Genomic DNA, 16,882 nt, shown 5'->3' with positions numbered 1-16,882 from the left:
CAAGAAGACTGTTTCGCCTCACGCGTTAGCGTCTCGTCGCGCGCCGACCTACAGCCCGGCGCAGCAGACATCAGCGGCAGACGCAGACCACGAGGAGACATGAATCAACCCTCGCACCACTCGCAACCCCGAAACGCCTGAGATGCTCATGTCGGTGCGGCCGGTACTGATCATCCTCCTGGCTGCGCTCAGCGGCATCGGCGCGGGGCTCCTGACCCAAGCAGCCACCCGTTCCCTGCCGTCGGCCGCCCTGGCCTGGTGCGGTGCTGCGGCGACGGCATTCGTGGTCTGCCACACCGTGATCGGCTGACCCGATGGCAGTCGTCCCGGACACCATCGCCGGGGACCTCCTATTTGGGCTCGCCGGGCACGAGCACGCATCCCTGGTTAGATCACCGGCCTTGCGAACGTGTCGCGTTTCGGAGTTGGCGTTTTGCCCAGGTGCGGTCCTCGGGGCGGGCGAGCGGGTCGTGCGAGAGGATCTCCAGCGCCTGAAGCCCTCGCCAGTCGTTGCTTTCTGTCAGCACCATCGAGGCCTTGAGCCGTATCGCGGCGTGAACGGCGGGGTTGACGGCGAGTTGGTGGACAGCGTTGAGTCCCTCTTCGCCGCCGCGGTGGATGAGCAGCCGGGCCGCTTGGAATCCCTCATCACCTGTCATCAACGGATGCCCCGTTGAGGAACTGGTCACAAGTTGCTCGAGGATCGGCTGATAGCGGGGATCGGCGCATTCCGCCAACACGTCAGCGGCATCGAGCCGTTCAAACTCGCTGGCTGACTTGTCACTGGCCAGCGTCTCCAGGGTGTCCCGCCCCCGGGCGTCCCCGAGTCGGGCCAGCACCGCCGCCATCATGATCCTGATTTTGGGGCTGAGGGTGGGGTCGCAGGCCAGGGCACTGAGCGTGTCCCGGTCGCGTGGTTCGTTCGACCATGACAAGGCCGCAACCACCATGAGCTGGGTCTCCTCATCCGAACGTATCTGGCTCGCGTGCCGGTGAAGGGTATTGGTTATGCGGCGCATTTGTTCGAACTGTTCCAGCTCGGTGCGGGGGACCGGCTCTGGCTTGGGCGCCCAGGGCGCGGAGCCACGATCCTCGCAGGCCAGGGTGGCCAGCGCCTGGGCGCCATAGGGGTCGGCGAACTCCAGCTGGGCGCATGCTGCGCGAATCCGAGGTTCGGGCGCGGTCGCGGTGTTGTCGGCCATCGCTCTGAGGCCGGCGATGCCTCGCTGATCGCAGAGGTAGGCGAGTTCCCAAGCGGCCTTGAAGCGGTCCTCGTCGTCGAGCGACGGCTCCCTGACCAGACGGGCAAGGGTCTCGAAGCCGCGGCTGTCTCCGAGCTTGGCCACCTGGCTTGCGCAGGTGACGTTCCAGTAGCTATCGCTGAATTCGCTCGGCAGTGCGACAAAAATATCTGCCACGATGGCTACGGCATCCTTCGGTAACTGGGTCCCTATCATCGCCTGTTCCACGATCCAATCGTCGCCGCCGCGGGTGGCGATGCGCAGCAGTGCAGATTCGACTGCAACCTTGCTGCTGGATTCTGACCAGGCGTCGATGAGGAAGCCCAGAAAGGAGTCGTTGTCGTCTTCGTAAGGGGGATCCCACATCCTTGGCAGATAGAAGCGGGGCCGCTTCAGGCGTTTTTGGAAGAGATCCTTCACCGCCCGCTTGCTGGCCGGGGGGTCACCTCCGATATAGCAGGCGGCCAGATATTCCTGCAACGTGTGATGAGCGAAACCGAGTTCACCGGACCGGATCGTGAACAGGCCGCTGCGGCGCAGCCCTTCGAGTAGGAAGGTTTCCCAGACCTGACGCAAGCCGTCCGCGGCCCACGCGGGACAGGCGGCTTCGGGCCGGGTCAGGAGGATGGTGAGCGGAGAGGCGGTGTTCCCGGCTTGCCGCTCGGCCGCGACGTAGGTTGTTAGATGAGGCAGACGCGACAGCGTGGACATGGCCGCCTCGACGACCTCCGGCCCGTACCGAGACAGCGACGCCGGTCTCACAGCGCCGCGGCCGTTGCCTGAACTGCTGGCTCAGGCCGTGACCGCCGGGCTCGGACTGCGTCTCGGGCAGCGACCCGGTAAGCGCGAGCCGTGGTGTTCAGACGGGCATAGAGATCCCGTCTGGCTTCCTGCGCTCGGTCGTGGCGGTCCTCTGCCCGTTCACGATCGGCACGCTGGGTTTGCTCCCGGGTGACGCGCTGGCTAAGCACTGCTCCACCCAGAGTTCCGCCCAGCGTTCCCCCGACGCCGATGAGCGCGACGGCAAGCGTGGTCACGTCCACGAGATCCCCCCAACTCGTCCTTCATCTGCCCGTGGGCCGCCGCTGAAGTCGGCACGACGGCCCCAGCAACGCTCAGGCTCCCCACCCGCGGCACGGTCCAAGACCGGGACGATAGCGAGGAGCAGGCCTACCTGGCTTCAATTTGTCTCATGCCCCAAGATCCCACCCATGCCTGGTCCATGGTCTCCGACGCAGGGTGCTGTTCTCGCGATGACGCCAATCGGTACGGCTCGTGGTGGTGGGCAGTTGCGGTCTCATCAGCCCCACTGGGCGACAACGGCTTCCTCCACGCTGAAGACCGCATCGCACTCGGCGCACTGCGCGCTACCGAAGACGTAGGTCAATTTGCGGGCGATGTCCGGCTGGCCGTCTGCGAGTGCGCGGGAGTGGAGTCTTTGGGCCAGCCCATCCAAGGCTCCGGGGGCCTGAGGTCGCAACGACACCTGTCTCGCCGAGGTGGAGGACTTCATGTACATGCTGTCTGTGGTCGAGAAGAAGCCGTACTCGCCGAGGACTATGAAGTTCTCCGTGCCGCACGTGGGGCAGGGCACCTCGTACTCCTCGTCGTTCAGGCCGTCGAACTGCTCGCCCCAGACCTCGACGCCCTGGAAACTCAGCAGTGTGCCCAGCAAGTCGACGTAAGCCGTGGGGTTGGCGGAGAGTCCCGGGTCCTGGAGGGCTTCCTCGGTGAGATGCGCCAGGTCGGATATCTGGGAGGCGTAGGTCACTTGGGGATCCTCATCGCCGTACGGCTGATCTGTGCTGGCCACAATGGAGCCGGCCAGGTAGAGGGCCATCCTCCGGTTCACCGCTGACCACTGACGCGCCATCTCGGTCAGAGCGGGCAAGGCCGCGTAGCTCGCCGAGTAGACGGTGCCCTGATGGCACAGTCGGGACCAGAGTTTGTTCCAGCCGGGGTCCTGCGTGTCAGGACCCACTGCGTCAAGCAGGCCGGGGACGTCTTCTGCCGTGCCGTACGCGTGGTGGAGCCGAGACCAGTCCGTCATGCCGATGATCTAAGCAGTCGAGCACCGCACGACGCCGCGGCGGCTGAGGAGGGAGGGTGAGCCGGCTGCCCCCGGAATCCGACAGTGACCTGCGGCGATGGGCCAAGATCCCGTCCACGCCTCGTCCACAGACCCCGACATGGAGCCGCTTCGGGCTGCACTCGTCTGCACATACGCGAAGACCCCGGCCTCAGCGTTTCCGCTGGTGACGGGGTCTTTGGGCACCTCATACAGGGTGCCCCCGGCAGGATTCGAACCTGCGCACACGGCTCCGGAGTGATTGCGCCGATCGAGCCTCGCACCCCGCCTGACCTGCGCGGGAGCCAGTCCCTTGTGGTACGGATACACACACTGTGTCGGAGCTGTGTCGCAGCGAGCCCAGGACTGGACGCTGTGCTGGCCCATTCCCACGTGTGGACAAAGACTCTGGGCGCCGTGGGCCAGAGACTGCCTTGTCCCCAAGCAACTTGGGCGGGACTCGTCCAGTGTGGCTGTCCTGGGGCGACAGCCCCCCGACGTGCCGCCCGTCCGCGCGTGAGGAGCGCGGGGGAGCGGCGAACGGTCGCGAACACTCGCGACCGTCAGTGAATGAGACCGGAACTGAGAGCAACGGCAGTATCGATCGGCGCTCGCCACCGGGCGTACTACTCGGGGTGGCCCCAGGCGCAGGGGGCATACAACCGTGACGAATAATGCGCGGGTGACGACGAGTTCAGTGCCGTATGCGGATGTTCCCGCTCGCCCCTGGGTGTCCGCCGATGCCAGGCGGTGGGCGGACGTCCGGGTGCCCGCGTGGGCGCGGCCGGTGGGGCCGGCTGTGGTGCTGCTGGTGGCGGTGGTCATGGCGGCGGTGATGTTCTCGCCCGACTCGATGTGCACGGTGGCAGCGCCCTGTGTGGCGGACTGGCTCGATGCGGCCGGATCGATGCTCTTCCTGCCGCACCTGGTGTGGTTGTTTGTGCTACCGGAACTCGCGCTCGTGTCCGCTCCGTTGCTGCTGATCTGGATGAGCAATCCCGATATTTGGCTGGGTGGGCCGGCCGAGAAGTTCGCGGACGCTGTCGTTGTGGCGGGGCTGTGCTGGGGCTGGGCGGCCGTCGTGGCGCGGCTGCGGGCGCGCGGCCGCCAACGGTCGCTCGTGCTCGACGCGGCCGGCGGCATCACGGTGCCTGCCCCGGCGACGGACGACGTCCGCCCTTGGCGCCGGGGCTTGGTCCGCGGCATTGTGGGGGCGATCTTGTGCGCGGTGGCCGGTGCCCTGATTACGACCGTCGTCGTGGACGACCGGGCAGACGACCGCCTGGCTCGTACGGCCACGTCGGAGAACTCCCGAGTCGTGGCCTACAACACTGACGACTACACCGTCACCGTCCGCCTCTCCGATAACACACGACACAGGTTCGACGCGCAGGGCAGCTATCGGGTCGGTAGTAGCGTGCCGGTGCTGATGCACGGCGATTGGATGCGGCTCGCCACTGAGCCCTACGGCGACCGCACCGGCCGTCAGGCGCTGGCACTCGTCCTCGCCGGGCTCGGTGTCACCGTGCTTGGCTCGGGCCTGCTTTCCCGCCGCCGGGCGGTGGCGCTGCACCGCGCCCCGGTCCCGGTACTGCGCGTCCTGACCCGTCACGATCAGGGGCGTACGGAGATATTCGCCGCCGACGACACCGCCACCCTGCGTCCGGTGCTGAGTTACGAGCCCCACATCGGTACCCGCACGGCACTGCGCCAAGCCCTGCTCTACGGTGCACCTCGCGAGGGAGGTGAGTTGATTCTGGCGAGCGCAACGGAGTCCGGGCAGTGGCTCGTCGAGGGGACCGCGTCCCCGATACGGCACGGTTCTCCCGACGGCATGGGCAAGCCCGGGGCATACCCTCCCGGCACAGCACGCACGGCCGCACACCGCCGGGCCGCTGAGGCCCGCGTCCAAGACGCCCTCGCCGCGATGACCCCTGCTACCGGACCGGTCCGGTGGCAGGCAGGTCCGGTGGCGCGCTCCGTCGGAGCGGCGTTGATCGTCGTGGCCATCATGCTGCTGGGGACGCTCTTCACGGGTTCCCCTACGTGGTGGCAGCTGCCCTTCTGGTCGGTAGGTGGTTTGTACTGGGTGAGCGTCTGCCTCCGGATGATGATCTGGCGGATCACCGCCGACTCCAAGGGACTGCACGTTCGCGGCCTGTGGCGTACTGCCCACCTCCCGTGGGCGGATGTCATCGGCGCTGTCTACACCCCCCAAGGTGAGCTGATCGTCCGTTGCCGCACCAATGTTGACGACGCCCGCGTCGGCAGTGTCGGCTTCCCGCCGCTGGAGCGACGGCTGCGCCGCCCAGGCCGTGCTGAGCGTGCCGCCGCCGAGATCACCGCGATGGTCCGTGAGCCGGGCCTGCGGCCGAAAAACGACCCCGGATGCACATGAGCGACCCCCGCTCCGACACTGTCACGCTCAGCGATCCGTCATGTCGGCCGCTCGGGGGCTGACGCCAAGCAACTGAAGCTCGCATGGCCTTGCGGTGGCTGCCGTACTTCGCTGCTGTGGTGCAGCGGCTCCGGAGGGCAGGCGCCAGGAGTACGGAAATATGCCTCTGAACTGGGCGAACGTCCAGGACGCTCCTTCCGCATACGTCCCATGGACGTGACGGCGAGGACGACGAGTTGCCAGGCCCGGATCGGGTCGCTGATTCGCCCGGCGGCGAGCACGCCGCCGAGGGAGAAGGTGTAGGTGAAGCAGGCGCCCGTCGAGAGGGTTGGCTTGCCGGGAACCCGAATCCGGCCTGCCGATGTGCGCAGCCCTGGCAGACCTGTTGGAGAGGAAATCGTGACCGACCAAGCCCAGCAGCTCCACAAGCAACTCATCGACACGCTGCCTTTTGATCTTGGTAATGCGATTCACGGCGCCCTCGGTGCCGCCCGAGTTCCAGCGGAGGGCGAGTCCAGCGGTGACGGCGGCGAGGCCGCGGGCGAAGCCGGTCAGTCCGGGCAGGTTCGCCTCGACGGCGTCCTCGATCCAGGCGGGCAGCAGGACGCCGGTCTGATGGGTGAGCATGTCGCCGAATTCGCGGACCAGCCGGTGCGCGGTGGCCAGTTCGGGACAGCCGTTCAGCACCGCCTTGAGCTGCTGGTAGTCGTCCTCGGTGAGCGTGGAGGGGCGGTAGGCCATCGCCCACAGCGTCAGTCATGCGGCGTTGGCGCTGAAGTGTCCCGAGGGCAGGTGAGCCAGGGCTGAGGCCTTGCTGTCGGCGATGACCTGCTCGACGACGGCATGGTGGCGGTGTACCCGCTCGGCCTGGAGCGTTGGGGCGGGGCTGTCGGTGAAGAACGGGTGGTGGCGCCAGACGGGGATGAGTGGCGATCTTGGAGCACGAGCAGCGCTGCGAGGGCCGTGGCGGGGTCAGGGTCGGGTTGACCGATGGGCCACCAGGCGCCGTCCTCCTTCCCGTACGGATACCAGCGGCCGTCGCGGCCGTAGCGCAGTTGGCGGTCGCGGCCGACGACGGTCCAGCGGTTGCGCCACGCGCGCAGCTGAGGAGGCCGTCCGTCCGCCCAGTCTTCGGCGAGGGAGGCTCGGGCGCGGGCGAGTACGGACGGGTCCGGGGTCCAGGAATCCTCCAGGACCGCGAGTGCGGCCGTGCCGCCGTGGCGCCAGGCCCGTACCGCCTGGGCGAGCTCGGACAGCGGGCGACCGGTGCTCTCGGCGATCCGGGCGAAGACCTCTATCTGCATGTGCTCGGCGGCGATGCGCACAGCATCCTGCCACTCCGTCAGGTCAGCCGGAGTCAGTGGTGCGTCGTCCGCCAGCGCGGCGGCGAGCCGGCGACGGGCTCGCTCGGCCGCGTCGGCGGCCAGGGTCTCCAGCGCCTCCGGATCGATGCCCGGTTCGGCGGGCCGGGACGTTGCGAAGACGGGCGGGCGCCCGGCGCGTTCGGGCAGGGGCGGCGGCCCGGGCAGCGGTGGCAGGTCGGCGCGCGCCGCGAAGGCCTCCCGGGCCGGTGTACCTGTCGGTGCGGTTGGAGTGCGCGGGGACGGAACCGACGCTGACGCCGAGGCCGCCGCCTCCGATGCCGCGTGGGCGGCGTTGCGGCGGGCGAGCTCGTCCAGCAGTTGCTGTTCGTCGCGGCCGCGCATCAGCAGCAGCACGAAGGGGTCCTCGTCCAGCAGGCGTGCGACCTGGTAGCACAGCGCGGCGCCGTGCTTGCACGGGTAGCCCCAGTCGGGGCAGGAGCAGGACGGCTCCAGGTCGTTCGCGGACGGTAGCAGCCGCACGCCCGCTGCCAGCGCGTCCTGCACCAGCTCGGTGGGCATGTCGCGGTCCAGCAGCGCGGCGATGTGCCCGGCGCGCGCCGCCACTGCGTCGAGGAGCAGGTCCCATTCCGCGTCGCCTAGGACGGGGATCGCCAATGACACACGGTAGGGCCGCGGCCTGCTGCCCTGCACCGGGGCGCTGATCCGGCCCGGGACCACCGTCATCTCGCCCACGGATCCGCGCCGCGCGTAGGTGCGACCGCGGGTGAGGCGGCCGGAATCGAGTGAGCACTCCTCCAGCGCCAACACCCACGCCTCGCCCCACCAGGTTGAGACGAAACTGCTCCGGCGGCCGGGAGCCGGAGGGAAGGGAGGGAAAGTGCGGGCGAGCTGATCCTGGGCCCGCTGCTTGGGCTTCGTCGGGCGCGGGCTCACTTGCGGCCTCCCCTCGTGGTGCTCTGGCGCGTGGTGCTCTGACGGGCCGTGCTCCAGGGCGTGGCGTTGTGGCGCATCGTTACCAGTTCGGCTAGCTCGGCGTCGGAGAGTTCGGTGAGTGCCGCCTCGCCATGACTGAGCACGGCGTCCGCGAGCCCCTTCTTCTGCTTGAGCATCTCCGCGATCCGATCCTCGACCGTCCCCTCCGCGATCAGCCGGTGCACCTGCACCGGCTGGGTCTGGCCGATGCGGTACGCACGGTCGGTGGCCTGGTCTTCGACCGCCGGGTTCCACCAGCGGTCGAAGTGGATGACGTGGCCGGCGCGGGTCAGGTTGAGGCCGGTGCCAGCGGCTTTGAGGGAGAGCAGGAAGACCTGCCGTTCGCCGCGCTGGAAGCGGTCGACCATCTCTTCGCGCTGCTTCACCGGCGTCCCGCCGTGCAGGAACTGCGCCGCGGTGCCGCGGGCGGCGAGATGCTGCTCCAGCAGCCGGCCCATCTCGACGTACTGGGTGAAGACGAGCACCGAGCCGCCCTCAGCCATGATCGTGTCCAGCAGCTCGTCGAGCAGCTCCAGTTTGCCGGAGCGGCCGGCGAGTTTCGCGTTCTTCTCCTTCAGGTACTGCGCCGGATGGTTGCAGACCTGCTTGAGGCCGGTGAGCAGCTTCATCACCAGGCCGCGCCGGGCCATCCCGTCCGCCTCGCCGATCGCCGCCAGCGACTCGCGCACCAGCGCCTCGTACAGGGACGCCTGCTCCTTCGCCAGCGAGACGGGCTGGTCGGTCTCGGTCTTGGGCGGCAGTTCGGGGGCGATGCCGGGGTCGGACTTGCGGCGGCGCAGGAGGAAGGGGCCCACCAGGCGGGCGAGGCGGTTCGCGGTCTCCTGGTCGCCGTCGGCCTCGACCGCGCGGGCGTAGCGGTCGCGGAAGGCAGTGAGCGTGCCGAGCAGGCCGGGTGTCGTCCAGTCGAGCAGGGCCCAGAGCTCGGAGAGGTTGTTCTCAACCGGGGTGCCGGTCAGAGCGATGCGCCCGGCGGCGGGGACGGTGCGCAGCGCCCGCGCGGTGTCCGAGTACGGGTTCTTGACGTGTTGCGCCTCGTCCGCGACCAGCAGGCCCCACGGCACAGCGGTGTCGGCCAGACGCTGGGCGTCGCGACGCAATGTGCCGTACGTGGTGAGGACGAAGGCGTTCGGCGCGAGGTCGTCCAGGGTGCGGCCCGGGCCGTGGAAGCGGCGTACGGCGATGCCGGGTGCGAAGCGCTGCACCTCGCGCTCCCAGTTGCCGAGCAGAGACGTCGGACAGACCACCAGGGTGGGGCCGTGGGCCGATCGCTCGTGAAGGCGCAGGTGGAGGGAGATCAGGGTGATCGTCTTGCCGAGGCCCATGTCGTCGGCGAGACAGCAGCCCAGACCGAGGGAGGTCATCCGGTCCAGCCAGGTGAGGCCCCGGAGCTGGTAGTCGCGCAGGGTAGCTGCGAGCATGGCGGGTTGGCTGGTGGTGACCGATGCGGCGTCCGGGCCCGCCTCCGGCTCGGCGATCCGCGCGCGCAGCTGCTCCAGGGCGCCGCCCGCGGTGACCGGTACGGACTTGCCGTCGATCTCTACCTCGCCGGTCAGCGCCGCGCCCAGGGCGTCGATCGCGGTGAGCTCGCGGCCGCGCTGCTTGCGGACCTTGCGGACCAGCGCCTGGTCGACCACCACCCACTGGTCGCGCAGGCGCACCACCGGGCGGTGCGCCTCGACCAGGCGGTCCATCTCCTCCTTGGTCAGCGGCTCCCCGCCCAACGCCAACTGCCAGCTGAATTGAAGGAGTTGACCGGAAGAGAGGAAGGTCTCCAGGTCCGACTGCGTCTTCTTGCGCTGGGGCGGCTCCAGCAGGCCGGTCGCGGTCAGCTCCTTCGCCAGGCCCTTTGGCAGGTGGACCTGGATTCCGGCGGCGGCCAGCCGCTCCGCGGCCTCGCCGAGCAGGTCCAGCAGCTCGTCGTCGGCGAGCTGCAGCACATCGGGCGCGGCGGCGGAGAGCAGGCGCGACAGCGGCGGCCATGCCTTCGCGCCGCGGCGCAGCGCCAGCAGCGCGTCGATACGGGTACGGGCGCCGAACTGCTCCGGGGCGGCTGCATCCCCGGCCCACAGCTCGGCCGCGTCGACTACCAGGGTGGGGTCGGCGAGGCTGTGCAGCTGCACCACGGCCCGGAACTCCGGCCCGGCGCCGCCGTAGTCTTCGCCGTCCCAGCTGCCGCCCCACGCGTCGCTGTCTTCCTCCAGACGCAGGGAGACGCGCACGCCCGCGTCCATTCCGGCGGCCACCTCGGCCGCCCACTCCCGCTGTTCGGGGATGGGTACCGGCATCCGAGCGGCGAAGGCCGGACCGGCGGTCAGGTGGCGCGCCGCCGGGGAGCGCGGCAGGCCGTCCGCGACCGCGTCCAGAAAGGCGCGCAGCAGAGGCTCGGCGGCGGGCAGCGCTACGGGCGACGAGCCCGGCAGCGGGACCGCGCGCGCCTCCGGCGGCATCGCCGCCGCGAGGTCGCGGATCCGGCGCACGTCGCCGCCGTCCAGCGGACCGAGCCGCCAGGCGTCGAACCCGGCGGGGCTCAGCCCCGGCAGCAGCCGCCCCCGCGCGGCGAGTTGGAGCGCGATGAGGGCTCCTGCTCCCCACAACGCGGCGGAGACGGAGGCGGAGGCGTTGGCGCTCTGCACCATGGCGCGAGCGCGGGTGAGTACGGGCACCGCCTGGGCGATCGGCAGCAGCACCGCGGTCACGTTCCGCCGCCGGACCCCGTTTCCGTGCGGCCGCACGACGGTGAGCTCCTCTGGCTCCACATCGCAGTCGGGCAGCTCGCCGCCGTCCGCCCGCCAAAACGCCACGCGGCCCTCCCTGGCCGGATCTCCGGGCAGGAAGACCGCCTCGCATGCGCTGAGCGCGGCTGGAGCAGCTGGCGCAACCGCTCCCGGCTTCCTCTGCTCGGCAGGCTCGTCCACTTCGACGACCTGGAGGATAGGCGCCATGATCGGATGCCCTTCGAGCCGGGGTGCGGGTATGCGCTGAAGCGACACCGTCACGCCTTGTCATCGCGCATCCACAAGCTGTACGGCGCAATGCTATCGGCCCGTGACAGGCGCTCGCAGCGCGGACAAAGGACGCGTGAGCGTCAGTGCACCCAGTCCTTGAGCGGCTCGGTGTCCAGCGTGACGCCGACCGGCTCGGGCAGTACGACCTGCTCGCCGAAGGGGGACGGTGGTCTCGTAGCGCTTGCCGTCCGGCTCGGAGTGGACGACGACCTCGCAGGTGTCGCAGTCAACGAGCAGGTACACGAGGATGCCGGCCTCGGCGTAGGCGCGGCGCTTCTCGACGCAGTCGCGCTGCTCAGACTCGGACCGCAGGAGGTCAACCTCGACGACCACCAGGGTGCCCTCCAGGGGTGACCACTCGCGTAGATCCTCGCCGCTGCCTGGGCCGCATCCGGCCCGCCTCACCTGCGGCTGCTGCCGCAGTTCGAGATCCTGCGCCAGGCGTGGGTCCACCACCACTACTACTGGGATGCGCACGGGCGGCTGCGCTGGCGAGACGGCCACGCCCTGCCACCGGCTCACCTGCGCTTCGATTCCCCCTACGACACCGAGGCACACTACTGCGTCAAACGGGACACCGCCCGGAGCGGCTACCGCGTCCACCTGACCGAGTCCTGCGACCAAGAGCGCCCCGAGCTTGTGGTCCACGTGGCCACGACGCACTCCACGGTGCAAGACGTCGAGATGACCGGGATCATCCATGACGACCTCGCCGAGCGGGAGTTACTGCCGTGCGAGCACGTCGTGGACAGCGGCTACGTCACCCCGGCGCATATCGAGCGGGCCGCCGCCCGGGTGCACGGCGTCACCCTGCTCGGCCCCGTCGTGGCCGACAACAGCCGTCAGGCCAAGGCCGGTTCGGGTTTTGCTAAACCATCATTCCCCGTCGACTGGGACCGCCGACGGGCCACCTGCCCCCAGGCGCGGTCAGCCGGGAGTGGAGGCCGCTGCGGATCAGCGGACACGGCTACATCCAGGTCAAGTTCGCCAAGGCCGACTGCCTGGCCTGCCCGGTCCGCCCGCAGTGCACCACCTCCGTCACCCGGCCAAGTGCCCTCGCACTGCTGCCCACCCGCGAACTCCACGAGATCCAGCTGCGCAACCGGCTGGAGCAGGCCACCGAAGAGTGGCAGTGCCGCTATGCGATCCGAGCCGGCATCGAAGCCACCCCTCGCAGAACGTTCGCGCCCACCGCCTGCGCCGCTCCCGCTACCGGGGCCTGGCGAAGACCCACGTCCAGCACGTCCTCACCGCACTGGCCTGCAACGTCGCCCGCATCGCCGACTGGATCAACACTCCACCGACAGCCCGCCGCCGATCGAGCCGCTTCCGCGCTCGTGCACTGCGGCCGCATGACCCCACCAACATCACCAACGGAGTCACGGCATTGGCCCTAACCCACCGGCGTCTGCGGATGCCCTGTGAGGTGCGGGCGGCGTGGGACAGCACGGCCGGGGCAGCCGGAAGACGGCGGTCGGACGGCCCGTGGTCCTGCCGCCCGGAGTGCTGTCCGGGGTCTTCCCGGCCGGTCGGCCGAGGTACCGGTCCGGTGTGGCGCCGGTCCGGTGTGATGCGCAGCTGTTGTCCGCGGCCTCGTCTCTGGTGTGGTCAGGACTGCTCGCGGCAGTCCTCTTTGGTGCACTCGAGAGTGACGAGGGTCTGGTCGACCTGCTCGCTGGTCAGAGGAGGTTCGGGCAGTTCGTGGGCGCCCTCGGTGCGGAAGGCGCCGTGGTCGGCTGTCGACGGCAAGGTGAGTCTGCGACCTGGCTCGCCTCGGTACGCGTGCCTCGTGGATCCGTTCCCGATCACGTACACGGACGAGTCGATTCCCTCGGAAGACCGCAGGAAAGCGCCGGGCCTGGCAGACTGTGCGCCACCTGGGGGGAGAGAGATTGTCGTGCCGGATGAGCTGACCGTCCGCCGGATACTCGGGGACCAGCCGTTCGCCGAGATCGGCCGGCCCGTGTGGGCGGTGACCGACGCACGTCACGGCTGCGTCATCGCGGCCGGTGACCTCGGGCACGTCATGTGGCGCGGTACGGGCCACTGGCTCGGCCACCGGATCGGCGTGTACGAGGCCGGCACCCTCCGTCCGCGCCACGTCGTCGCCTCCCGCTACTCCGTATGTGCCATCGAGCCTCACCCCGAGCTGCCGCTCGTCGCCGTCGGCACCGGCCGCTACGACGGCTCGTGGGACTTTCAGGGACAGTTGCTCCTGCTGCACCTGGAGACCGGGCGCGTGACGAACCTGCTGAGCAAGAGCCGCCAAGTGCGCCACCTGCGCTGGCTGGAGGACGGCAGGCTCGCGATGCTGCTCTCCCCCGAGGACAAGGACGGCGGTTTCCGCAAGGGCTTCGAGCTGGCCGTCGCGGTGGACGACTGGCTGTCTGCTCCGGCCGGTCTGGTCGACCCCGACGACACACGCCATCCGATGGTCGAGAGCGGGCTCCTTTACGACCCGCGTGTGGAGGACACCCTCGCGCGGCTGACGGAGGGCCGGTGGCGGCGGCGGGCGGAGGTGCGGGACCTGGCGGTGCTGGCCGACGGCCGGGTGCTCGCCACCGGCTGGCACACGGACCTCGAATGCTGGGATCCGTCGGGCGCGCTGAGGTGGGCTCTTCCTGCGGACGGGGAGGGGAGCGTCCGGGTCGAGGCGGCCCCTGACGACGAGTCGGCGTGGGTGACGTACCGGGGCTACCGGCGCGACGAGGTGACGGGTCGCCCGGTTGACCGCGCGACCACTGTTCGGCGGATATCGACGGCGGATGGCGGTGCGGTGGACTGCGTGGACGTGCCGTCGGTCCCCGCACTGTGCGCCGCGGACGAAGGCTGGCTCGCCCTGCGCCCGCAAGGGCGCGAGGCACACGCCGCGCTGCTGCTCGCCCCCACGCATCAGGAGGCGGCACGCCTCGGCCTCGCCCCCAGCCGCTCCAACTCCCCGGCGCTGCACGTCAGACACAGCGCCCGTCTGCTGTATGTGGACGGCCCCGGCCCGGACGACGACGCGCCGTGGATCCACGCGATCGATCCTCCAGGCGCCCACGGCCCCGCCACTCTGCGCGCCCTCTTCCCCTTGCGCTGGGACCCGGCGTCCGCACTCCAGCCCTGGTACGGCCCGGCCGTCGAGCTGACACACACCCTCGTCCACGCGGGCCGGTCGTACGAACAGGGCGCCACCTACGTGGAAGCCCGCGAGGGCACGTACGTCGTGAGTCGCCGGCTGCCGGACGGAGAGGCACGCTGGGTGTACGGCACCGACAAGCCGCTCGCCGATCTCGACGGCGACGAGCGGAGGGTGTACGTCGTGTATCTCACCGGTGAGGTGGAGACCCTGGACACGGCGACGGGCGAGGTGCGAGCCCGGCACACCCTGCGCGCGCACGGCCACCCGGTCACGCCGGTGTCCGCCGCGTACCGGGCGGAGCAACAGCGGCTGGTCGTGGGGACGGTGGACGGGCGGATCCTGGACTGCTCGGTCTCGGGTTGACCGGGTCGGTAGAAACCGCCCGCCACTACGATGTGCCAACTGCCGGCGGAGGTCTCCTCAAGAGGCTTCAACGGACGCCCGAAGGGTGAGGGGGCCGCCTGGCTGCACCGGACGAGCCACCACTCAGTGCCCCTCCGCGCGGACACGATCCGCAATACCCACTGTCAGCGAGGTTTTGCCATCATCGGTCTGAGCTGGCCAGATGGAGGGTGAGGGCGGCTTGGACGAGGGTGGTGATCCGGCTGGTCGAGCACCGAAGCTTCCGAAGGAGCCGCCAGGACTTGAGGGTGGCCACGGCTTGCTCGACGAGTGCGCGGATCTTCGCGTGGGACCGGTTCACGGCCTTCTGATCACTGGAAAGGGTCTCCCACCGTCCCCAGCAGGGGGTGCGGACCGTGCCGCCTGCGCCTCGATAGCCCTTGTCTCTGCGGGTGCCGATTAATCATCTGGCCTGTTCAGGCGGCATGTTGGTACTCGTGCAGGGTTCCTCCGAGGCGGTCTCGTCGACGGACGTCCAGGTGCCTGACGTGCGCTGGCACGTGGATCGGTTCGGGTCGTGGGCGAAGCGGCGCGGCTGGCTTCAGCGTTCGGTGCGGTCGATGCCAGTTGTAGAAATTCTCAAACTCGCGGAGCGCGTGCATCAGGTGGCTCTGGTTCCAGATCAAGGTGCGGTCCAGCAGCTCGCGCCGGCAGGTCTGTATCCACCGTTCCATGAGGGAGTTCATGCGCGGCATCTGGATGCCGGTGGTGACGACCTTCAGCCCGGCGTCGGCCAGCAAGGCGTCGAAGGCGGCCGTGAACTTCGAGTCCCGGTCACGGATCAAGAATCTGGCCCGGCTGCCGCGCTCCTCGGCGACCTCCAACGGGACCAAGGCGCAATCCTCGGCCCGCTCTCCTACCGGACTGCCCGCGGCCTGTTCACCGAACTCGACATCCCGCGCCGAGTGGCCCAGATCGAACTCTCCCTCGCCGTCGTCCAGGAGATGTCCGGGCAGCTGGAAGCCTCCGCCCGCCAGTACCAACTCCTCGCCACCGACGAGCGATTGAGCCCCCGCGACCGGGCCAGAGCTCGGCTCTGGGTGGGTACGGCCCTGAGTAAGGAGGGCAACAACGAGTACGCCACCAACGTGATGACGGCCGCCACCCGCGCCTTCGAGGACCTGGGCGAGCCGGAGGACTGGTCGGTCGCCCACCAGAAACTGGCCCTGGCCCACCGCGGCGCTGGCGACTTGAAGCAGGCCCTGCACTACATCGACATCGCGCGCACCGCCGGCACGGTCGACTCCCCGATGCAGCGTGTGCGGCTGGACACCGCGTACGGGTGCATCCTTCTGTCGGATGCGGCAACCCGCAATGATGGGCTGTCCGTCCTGGACCAGGCGGCACTGGTGGCCCGGCAGTTCGGGCTGAGTCACCAGCTGGGCATCGGAAGGGGCCAGCAGGGATGAGTCAGGGAGTGCCAGTGCCGGAGCAGCAGCGGCAGATCACCGACGAGCAGTTCCACGACGCGACGTTGATTTGGGACTACCATCAGATGGGCCACGAGGTGCGCCCCTGCTCGGCGGCGATCGGTCTGGGCAGCCACGACCTCGGTGTGGCCACCACGGCGGCCGGTCTCTACCGTGCCGGCCTCTTTCCCGTCCTGGTGTTCAGCGGCGGCAACAGCCCCACCACCCGCGCCCGCTTCCCGCGCGGCGAGGCCGTCCACTACCGCGAGCACGCGCTCGCCCTGGGCGTCCCGGACGAGGCGATCCTGGTCGAGTCGAAGGCCGCGAACACCGGGCAGAACATCACCCTGTCCCGTGAGTTGCTGACCGAGGCCGCCGTGCAGGTGGAGTCGCTGCTGCTGATCTCCAAGCCGTACATGGAGCGCCGCTCGTACGCGACCTGCCGCAAGCTGTGGCCCGAGGTGGACGTCGTGTGCGCCTCCGAACCGCTGGAGTTGGACGACTACATCAAGTTCATCGGTGACGAGAAGCTTGTCGTCGACATGCTCGCCGGCGACCTGCAACGGGTGATCGAGTACCCGAAGCTCGGCTTCGCCGTCGCGCAGGACGTACCGGGGGATGTGGTTGACGCCTACGAGCGCCTCCTGGGCGCCGGCTTCGACAGCCGCCTCATCAACAGCTGACACCCGCCGGTCTGGGACGCCCGGCGGGGTGTGCGCCATCCACCAACCGAATCTGTTCCCGCGGCTGTCCACGCTGGCCAAGCTGTATGCCGCAGACCGGTGGATCGTTCTCGATGACGTCCAGTTCGCGCGGCGCGACTACCAGCACCGCGCCCGGCTTGCCGCGCTGGATGATCCCGGGCAACAGCCGCGATCACCTCCGGGTGCGAGAAGAACCCTGTCTCCCTCAACCGC

General features: G+C 69.5%; 10 protein-coding genes and 8 pseudogenes. 8 read left to right on the top strand and 10 right to left on the bottom strand.

The window, feature by feature from the left end:
- The first annotated feature begins 154 nt into the window (after nucleotides 1–154).
- A complete protein-coding gene (locus tag AB5J53_RS04675) occupies nucleotides 155–310 on the top strand; it encodes a hypothetical protein (RefSeq protein ID WP_369244366.1) in 156 nt (51 codons plus the stop codon).
- An 82-nt stretch (nucleotides 311–392) separates the two neighbouring features.
- On the opposite strand, the gene AB5J53_RS04670 is transcribed toward AB5J53_RS04675, so the two are convergent.
- Both AB5J53_RS04670 and AB5J53_RS04665 read right to left on the bottom strand, forming a co-directional pair.
- Nucleotides 393–1,952 carry a hypothetical protein gene (locus AB5J53_RS04670; RefSeq protein WP_369244365.1) on the bottom strand — a complete coding sequence of 520 codons (1,560 nt, stop codon included), beginning with the start codon at nucleotides 1,950–1,952 and terminating at the stop codon, nucleotides 393–395.
- 589 nt (nucleotides 1,953–2,541) lie between these two features.
- The gene (locus tag AB5J53_RS04665) at nucleotides 2,542–3,291 is read right to left on the bottom strand and encodes a hypothetical protein (protein ID WP_369244364.1); all 750 of its coding nucleotides are present in this window, start codon (nucleotides 3,289–3,291) and stop codon (nucleotides 2,542–2,544) included.
- 700 nt (nucleotides 3,292–3,991) lie between these two features.
- On the opposite strand from AB5J53_RS04665, the gene AB5J53_RS04660 reads away from it, so the two are divergent.
- Complete coding sequence (locus tag AB5J53_RS04660) at nucleotides 3,992–5,707, top strand: hypothetical protein (protein WP_369244363.1); 1,716 nt, start codon at nucleotides 3,992–3,994, stop codon at nucleotides 5,705–5,707.
- A gap of 27 nt (nucleotides 5,708–5,734) precedes the next feature.
- Here AB5J53_RS04660 and AB5J53_RS04655 read toward each other — a convergent pair whose 3' ends face one another.
- The 5 genes and pseudogenes from AB5J53_RS04655 to AB5J53_RS04635 all read right to left on the bottom strand — a co-directional run bounded on the left by AB5J53_RS04655 (nucleotide 5,735) and on the right by AB5J53_RS04635 (nucleotide 11,732).
- Nucleotides 5,735–6,448 (bottom strand): hypothetical protein, encoded by a 714-nt coding sequence (locus AB5J53_RS04655; RefSeq protein WP_369244362.1) that lies wholly within the window; start codon nucleotides 6,446–6,448, stop codon nucleotides 5,735–5,737.
- A gap of 18 nt (nucleotides 6,449–6,466) precedes the next feature.
- Nucleotides 6,467–6,625: pseudogene (locus AB5J53_RS04650) on the bottom strand (IS1380 family transposase); the annotation flags it as partial.
- 842 nt (nucleotides 6,626–7,467) lie between these two features.
- Nucleotides 7,468–7,590 (bottom strand): annotated as a pseudogene (locus AB5J53_RS04645) (SWIM zinc finger family protein); the annotation flags it as partial.
- 371 nt (nucleotides 7,591–7,961) lie between these two features.
- Complete coding sequence (locus AB5J53_RS04640; protein ID WP_369244361.1) at nucleotides 7,962–10,826, bottom strand: DEAD/DEAH box helicase; 2,865 nt, start codon at nucleotides 10,824–10,826, stop codon at nucleotides 7,962–7,964.
- Between the two features lie 234 nt (nucleotides 10,827–11,060).
- On the bottom strand, nucleotides 11,061–11,732 hold the full coding sequence (locus tag AB5J53_RS04635) for a Uma2 family endonuclease (protein WP_369244360.1): 672 nt from the start codon (nucleotides 11,730–11,732) through the stop codon (nucleotides 11,061–11,063).
- 173 nt (nucleotides 11,733–11,905) lie between these two features.
- On the opposite strand from AB5J53_RS04635, the pseudogene AB5J53_RS04630 reads away from it, so the two are divergent.
- Nucleotides 11,906–12,187 (top strand): annotated as a pseudogene (locus AB5J53_RS04630) (transposase); the annotation flags it as partial.
- A pseudogene (locus AB5J53_RS04625) lies at nucleotides 12,157–12,297 on the top strand (transposase); the annotation flags it as partial. The pseudogenes AB5J53_RS04630 and AB5J53_RS04625, both read left to right, overlap by 31 nt.
- Before the next feature lie 341 nt (nucleotides 12,298–12,638).
- Here AB5J53_RS04625 and AB5J53_RS04620 read toward each other — a convergent pair.
- On the bottom strand, nucleotides 12,639–12,779 hold the full coding sequence (locus AB5J53_RS04620) for a hypothetical protein (RefSeq protein ID WP_369252947.1): 141 nt from the start codon (nucleotides 12,777–12,779) through the stop codon (nucleotides 12,639–12,641).
- Nucleotides 12,780–12,927: 148 nt separating this feature from the next.
- Between AB5J53_RS04620 and AB5J53_RS04615 the strand changes: the two genes are divergently transcribed.
- A complete protein-coding gene (locus tag AB5J53_RS04615) occupies nucleotides 12,928–14,517 on the top strand; it encodes a hypothetical protein (protein ID WP_369252945.1) in 1,590 nt (529 codons plus the stop codon).
- 181 nt (nucleotides 14,518–14,698) lie between these two features.
- Here the strand turns inward: AB5J53_RS04615 and AB5J53_RS04610 are convergent.
- Nucleotides 14,699–14,941 (bottom strand): annotated as a pseudogene (locus AB5J53_RS04610) (transposase family protein); the annotation flags it as partial.
- A gap of 31 nt (nucleotides 14,942–14,972) precedes the next feature.
- A pseudogene (locus AB5J53_RS04605) lies at nucleotides 14,973–15,368 on the bottom strand (integrase core domain-containing protein); the annotation flags it as partial.
- Here AB5J53_RS04605 and AB5J53_RS04600 point away from each other — a divergent pair.
- The 3 genes and pseudogenes from AB5J53_RS04600 to AB5J53_RS04590 all read left to right on the top strand — a co-directional run.
- A pseudogene (locus AB5J53_RS04600) lies at nucleotides 15,360–15,965 on the top strand (hypothetical protein); the annotation flags it as partial. The pseudogenes AB5J53_RS04605 and AB5J53_RS04600 overlap by 9 nt on opposite strands.
- Nucleotides 15,962–16,648 (top strand): YdcF family protein, encoded by a 687-nt coding sequence (locus AB5J53_RS04595; RefSeq protein ID WP_369244359.1) that lies wholly within the window; start codon nucleotides 15,962–15,964, stop codon nucleotides 16,646–16,648. The pseudogene AB5J53_RS04600 and the gene AB5J53_RS04595, both read left to right, overlap by 4 nt.
- Nucleotides 16,584–16,835, top strand: a pseudogene (locus AB5J53_RS04590) (WbqC family protein); the annotation flags it as partial. The gene AB5J53_RS04595 and the pseudogene AB5J53_RS04590, both read left to right, overlap by 65 nt.
- Nucleotides 16,836–16,882 lie beyond the last annotated feature (47 nt).

Source organism: Streptomyces sp. R41, assembly GCF_041053055.1.
In the GTDB taxonomy this organism is placed as follows: Bacteria; Actinomycetota; Actinomycetes; order Streptomycetales; family Streptomycetaceae; genus Streptomyces.
This window is presented reverse-complemented; position numbering and strand designations above follow the sequence as displayed.